This window comes from Mycobacterium sp., assembly GCF_049585075.1.
Lineage (GTDB): Bacteria > Actinomycetota > Actinomycetes > Mycobacteriales > Mycobacteriaceae > Mycobacterium.
Map to the genome: position 1 here is coordinate 1 of NZ_JBAUZA010000510.1, position 5,393 is coordinate 5,393.

3 protein-coding genes are annotated in these 5,393 nt (G+C 63.3%); all 3 read left to right on the forward strand.

The genetic code is table 11. The annotated features are described in order from the left end of the window. Nucleotides 1–382: DciA family protein (locus WB785_RS23845; RefSeq protein ID WP_424082425.1), on the forward strand; the 382-nt coding region annotated here is incomplete at its 5' end. A 220-nt stretch (nt 383–602) separates the two neighbouring features. Further along, nucleotides 603–2,633, forward strand: a complete 2,031-nt coding sequence (gene gyrB / locus WB785_RS23850; protein WP_424082427.1) for a DNA topoisomerase (ATP-hydrolyzing) subunit B — start codon at nt 603–605, stop codon at nt 2,631–2,633. A gap of 55 nt (nt 2,634–2,688) precedes the next feature. Further along, on the forward strand, nt 2,689–5,199 hold the full coding sequence (gene gyrA, locus WB785_RS23855) for a DNA gyrase subunit A (RefSeq protein ID WP_424082429.1): 2,511 nt from the start codon (nt 2,689–2,691) through the stop codon (nt 5,197–5,199). The last annotated feature ends 194 nt before the right edge of the window (nt 5,200–5,393 follow it).

The window sequence follows — 5,393 nt, forward strand, 5'->3', positions numbered from 1 at the left end:
CCGCTGGTCTGGTCCCGCGCCCGACGGCCGAGATCCGCAGCCGCTGGGCAACGCCACCCGCGACGTAGCAAAGAAGCGCGGCTGGTCGTCGCGAGTGGCCGAGGGTGCGGTGTTCGGGCGGTGGCCGACGGTCGTCGGTCAACACATCGCTGACCACGCCACCCCGACCGCACTGCGCGATGGGATCTTGAGCGTGTCCGCGGAGTCGACGGCATGGGCGACCCAACTGCGGATCATCCAGGCTCAAGTGCTGGCCAAGATCGCGGCCGAAGTAGGTGATGGTGTGGTGACCGCGCTGAAAATCACCGGGCCCGTCGCGCCGTCGTGGCGTAAAGGACCGTTGCACATCGCCGGAAGGGGGCCTCGTGACACCTACGGCTGACCGATCGAACGATCCGCTGAGGGCCGTCACAACGGTGGGAATGGGCTCGTCAAGCGTCCGGACGCGGCCTAGAGCGAGAAATTCCGCACACGGCGCAGATAGCTGTGTAGAAACACCCTCGCAGAGTCGGTGCCACCGCCTGTTATAGGTAGACTGGCGGAGAACCAGCGCACAGTCTCGGAGACTACCCGCGCGCAACCCCAAGGAGAGCCTTTCCCCCGTGGCTGCCCAGAAGAAGAAACCGAAAGAGTACGGCGCCGACTCCATCACCGTCCTGGAAGGGCTAGAAGCGGTCCGCAAACGCCCCGGCATGTACATCGGCTCCACCGGGGAGCGCGGGTTGCACCATCTGATCTGGGAGGTCGTCGACAACGCGGTGGACGAGGCGATGGCCGGTTACGCCAACGCAGTCGACGTGAAGATTTTGGAGAACGGGGGCGTTCAAGTCACCGACAACGGCCGCGGCATCCCGGTGGGCATGCACTCCACCGGCATCCCCACGGTCGACGTGGTGATGACTCAGCTTCATGCTGGCGGAAAGTTTGGGGGCGATGACAGTGCCTACGCGGTGTCCGGTGGTTTGCACGGCGTGGGCGTGTCGGTGGTCAACGCATTGTCCACGCGCCTCGAGGTCGAGATCTCGACCGACGGCTTCGAGTGGTTCCAGCATTACGACCGCTCTGTCCCCGGCACCCTCAAACAAGGCGACAAGACCAAGACGACCGGTACAACGGTCCGCTTCTGGGCGGATCCGGGCATTTTCGAGACGACGGACTACGACTTCGAGACCGTGGCGCGGCGGCTGCAGGAAATGGCTTTCCTCAACAAAGGGCTGACCATCAACCTGACCGACGAGCGGGTAAGCAAAGAAGAGGTTGTCGACGAGGTCGTCAGCGACACCGCAGAAGCCCCGAAGTCCGCGGCAGAAAAGGCCGCGGAATCCGTTGCGCCGCATAAGGTCAAGCATCGCACCTTCCATTACCCGGGCGGTCTGGTCGACTACGTCAAACACATCAACCGCACCAAGAACCCCATCCACAGCAGCATCGTCGACTTCTCCGACAAGGGTCCCGGTCACGAGGTCGAGATCGCGATGCAGTGGAACGCCGGTTATTCGGAGTCGGTGCACACGTTCGCCAACACCATCAATACCCACGAGGGCGGTACCCACGAGGAAGGTTTCCGCGCCGCGTTGACATCGGTGGTGAACAAGTACGCCAAAGACAAAAAGCTGCTGAAAGACAAAGATCCCAACCTCACCGGCGACGACATTCGCGAGGGTCTGGCGGCGGTGATCTCAGTCAAGGTCAGCGAGCCGCAGTTCGAGGGCCAGACCAAGACCAAGCTCGGCAATACCGAGGTCAAGTCTTTCGTGCAGAAGGCCTGCAACGACAAGCTCTCCCATTGGTTCGAGGCGAATCCCTCTGACGCCAAGACCGTCGTGAACAAGGCGGTGTCATCCGCACAGGCACGCATCGCAGCCCGGAAGGCTCGAGAGTTGGTACGGCGCAAGAGCGCTACCGATTTAGGCGGTCTGCCCGGCAAGCTGGCGGATTGCCGTTCTACCGACCCGCGCAAGTCTGAACTGTATGTGGTGGAAGGCGATTCGGCCGGTGGCTCGGCCAAAAGCGGTCGTGACTCGATGTTCCAGGCCATTCTTCCGTTGCGCGGCAAGATCATCAACGTCGAAAAGGCCCGCATCGACCGAGTGCTGAAAAACACTGAGGTGCAGGCGATCATCACTGCACTGGGCACTGGAATCCACGACGAATTCGACATCACCAAGCTGCGGTATCACAAGATCGTGCTGATGGCCGACGCTGACGTGGACGGCCAGCACATCTCGACGCTGCTGCTGACGCTGCTATTCCGGTTCATGCGCCCTCTGATCGAGAACGGTCACGTATTCCTCGCCCAGCCGCCGCTGTACAAGCTGAAATGGCAGCGCAGCGACCCCGAGTTCGCCTATTCCGACAAGGAACGCGACGGGCTGATAGCGGCGGGCAAGAAGGCCGGCAAGAAGATCAACGTCGACGACGGTATCCAGCGCTATAAGGGTCTCGGCGAGATGGACGCCAAGGAGTTGTGGGAAACGACGATGGATCCCTCGGTGCGGGTGTTGCGTCAGGTCACTCTGGACGACGCCGCGGCGGCCGACGAATTGTTCTCGATCCTGATGGGTGAAGACGTCGAAGCGCGCCGAAGCTTCATCACCCGCAATGCTAAAGACGTTCGCTTCTTAGACGTTTAGCGAAGTCCGACCGCCCTCGAGCATCTCCCCCATTCAACTCTCAAACGAGGATTAGATGACAGACACCACGCTGCCACCCGGCGGTGATGCCGCCGACCGCATCGAACCGGTCGACATCCAGCAGGAGATGCAGCGCAGCTACATCGACTACGCAATGAGCGTCATCGTGGGCCGCGCGTTGCCGGAAGTACGCGACGGCCTCAAGCCGGTGCACCGCCGGGTGCTCTACGCGATGTTCGACTCCGGGTTCCGCCCGGACCGCAGCCACGCCAAGTCCGCCCGTTCGGTGGCCGAGACGATGGGCAACTACCACCCGCACGGTGACGCCTCGATCTACGACACCCTGGTGCGGATGGCCCAACCGTGGTCGCTGCGCTATCCCCTCGTCGACGGCCAGGGCAACTTCGGCTCCCCGGGCAACGACCCGCCCGCCGCGATGAGATATACCGAGGCGCGGCTGACTCCGTTGGCGATGGAGATGCTGCGTGAAATCGACGAGGAGACAGTCGATTTCATACCCAACTATGACGGTCGGGTGCAGGAACCAACGGTATTGCCGAGCCGGTTCCCCAACCTGCTGGCCAATGGTTCGGGCGGCATCGCGGTAGGCATGGCCACCAACATCCCGCCGCACAACCTGCGCGAGCTCGCGGAGGCGGTGTTCTGGGCGCTGGAGAATTACGACGCCGACGAAGAGGCGACGCTGGCCGCTGTGATGCAGCGGGTCAAGGGTCCCGACTTCCCTACCTCCGGGCTGATCGTCGGAAACCAGGGCATATCCGATGCCTACAAGACCGGCCGCGGATCCGTCCGGATGCGCGGAGTCGTTGAGGTTGAAGAAGATTCGCGGGGCCGGACCGGCCTGGTGATCACCGAATTGCCCTACCAGGTCAACCACGACAACTTCATCACCTCGATCGCCGAGCAGGTCCGCGACGGCAAGCTGGCCGGGATCGCCAATATCGAAGACCAAAGCAGCGACCGGGTCGGCCTGCGCATCGTCGTCGAACTCAAACGCGACGCGGTGGCCAAGGTGGTGCTGAACAACCTCTACAAGCACACCCAGCTGCAGACCAGCTTCGGCGCCAACATGCTCTCCATCGTCGACGGGGTGCCGCGCACACTGCGGCTGGATCAAATGATCCGCCACTACGTGGAGCACCAACTCGACGTCATCGTGCGGCGCACCACCTATCGGCTGCGCAAAGCCAACGAGCGAGCTCACATTCTGCGCGGTCTGGTCAAGGCGCTTGATGCGCTCGACGAAGTGATCGCGTTGATCCGGGCGTCCGAGACGGTGGACGTCGCGCGGGCCGGCCTGATCGATTTGCTTGATATCGACGAGATTCAGGCACAGGCCATCCTCGATATGCAGTTGCGTCGCCTGGCGGCGTTGGAGCGCCAGCGCATCGTCGATGATCTCGCCAAGATCGAGGCCGAAATCGCGGACCTGGAAGATATTTTGGCCAAACCGGAGCGGCAGCGCGGCATCGTGCGCGACGAACTCGGCGAGATCGTCGAGAAGTACGGCGACGACCGTCGCACCCGAATCATCGCCGCCGACGGCGAGGTCAGCGACGAAGACCTGATCACCCGCGAGGACGTCGTCGTCACGATCACCGAAACCGGCTACGCCAAGCGCACCAAAACCGACCTGTACCGCAGCCAGAAGCGCGGCGGAAAGGGAGTGCAAGGCGCGGGGCTAAAGCAGGACGACATCGTGCGGCACTTCTTCGTGTGCTCAACCCACGATTGGATCCTGTTCTTCACGACCCAGGGCCGGGTGTATCGGGCCAAGGCCTACGACCTACCGGAGGCCTCGCGAACGGCGCGCGGACAACACGTCGCCAACCTTCTGGCCTTCCAGCCCGAGGAGCGGATCGCTCAGGTCATCCAGATCAAGAGCTACGAGGACGCCCCCTACCTGGTGCTGGCCACCCGCAACGGGCTGGTCAAAAAGACCGCGCTCACCGACTTCGACTCGAACCGGTCGGGCGGGATTGTCGCGATCAACCTGCGCGACGGCGACGAACTGGTCGGGGCGGTGCTGTGCTCAGCCGAGGACGACCTGCTGCTGGTGTCGGCCAACGGCCAGTCGATCCGGTTCTCCGCAACCGATGAGGCGCTGCGGCCAATGGGCCGTGCGACCTCGGGTGTGCAGGGCATGCGGTTCAACGCCGACGACTACTTGCTGTCGCTGAACGTGGTCCGAGAAGGCACGTTCCTGCTGGTCGCGACGTCGGGCGGCTATTCCAAGCGCACGGCGATCGAGGAATACACCGCCCAGGGCCGCGGCGGGAAAGGCATTCTGACGATCCAGTACGACACCCGTCGTGGCAAGCTGGTAGGAGCGCTGATCGTCGACGACGACAGCGAGGTGTACGCGATCACCTCCGGTGGCGGAGTGATCCGGACGGCGGCCAGGCAGGTCCGGAAGGCCGGTCGGCAGACTAAAGGTGTTCGATTGATGAACCTGGGCGAGGGCGACACACTGTTAGCCATCGCACGTAACGCTGAAGAAGCCGCCGTAACCGACGACGAATCGGATACCGAACCCGACGCGTGAGCGAACGCCGACCGCCCCGGCGGGCGGATGCATAGTTAGGAGCGCCTGCGTGACTTCACCGAACGAGCCGGGACATCCCGGACCGGGCGACAGCCCGAACGGGACTGGCTCGGGCGACCGGGGAGGTGCGCAGCATCCGACGCCTGCGCGATCCTCGCAGGCACCACGGCGTGCGCCGGCGGATGCGCCGAAAC